The 984-nt window shown below is 38.9% G+C and carries 1 protein-coding gene; it reads left to right on the top strand.

Annotated elements, in window-relative coordinates; translation table 11 throughout:
• Positions 1-984, top strand: a 984-nt coding sequence (locus tag H5202_RS23330; RefSeq protein ID WP_182774095.1) for a hypothetical protein, incomplete at both ends; no start/stop codon positions are given.

A 984-nucleotide genomic window follows, 5' to 3' on the forward strand; every position in this document is an offset into this window, starting at 1 on the left:
GGCACCAATTGAGAAAGCAAATGACTTGGTTAATAAACAAAAGCCCCACTACGTGTTCACTTTGGATGACAGTATTGAAGTGGATGTGGCTACTGTGATTTTAGCGCCTTCGAGTGAGACCTTATTAATTGGCAAAGTCTTAACACTCAAAGAATGCTCAATCGAATTTGAGGCAGGCGTTGATGCCTTAATCGTAAATAAATCGAATGTAGGATTTGAATTTAAATCCGGCCTCTCGGAAATCTCGTACCGTGGCCATCCTCGCGAAGTTGATCTTGCCATCATCGCTCAAGCGGATAAAAAGAAGGATGAATTTGAGCAATTCCTGCTGACAAATGATGATATCAATGTTGTCATTTTTTCTGCTGTTATTGACTGTCAGCAGGCCATTGACCGCTTACCTAATGCGCATGTTTCTCAAGTTTTTGAATATTATAAAAAAATGAAGCAGTTTATTCCTGACTTACATGCAAATAGCTTTAAAGATAAAGTAAAGCGCCTGAGGCACAAGGAGGAAGTGGCAGAATATATTCAACTGTTTGAAGAACGAGAACTATTGATAGATATCTTAACTCCTGATTGTTTAATCACCTTGATTGATATTGCTATTAAGCAATCTGATGTCATGGATGGATTGTTTATTACTCAAGCATTAACAGATTTAGCAAAACCCTACGCTTCTTTAAAAAACAAAACCGCAGTGGATTTACTGACCCTGAGCAATTTTGAACTTCTAAAGCTTAACGTACCTCTCTATAAGCTCTTAAATGAATTAAGCGATCAAATTGATGTGCTTTACAAGATGCTTTCCGCATCTGTCTTCAATAATTCTACGCTTGGAGGGCTTAGAGAAAAGACCTCTGATGCTCTGGCGCATTTCAACGCCAAATATGCTGACCCGCAGCAAATCAATAAACGAGTTGTGGTGATTGACACCAATTGCCTCATGCACAATTTGAATTTGCTTGACAGGGTAAAACCCTC

The organism is Shewanella sp. SG41-4, assembly GCF_014164505.1.
Classification (GTDB): Bacteria; Pseudomonadota; Gammaproteobacteria; order Enterobacterales; family Shewanellaceae; genus Shewanella.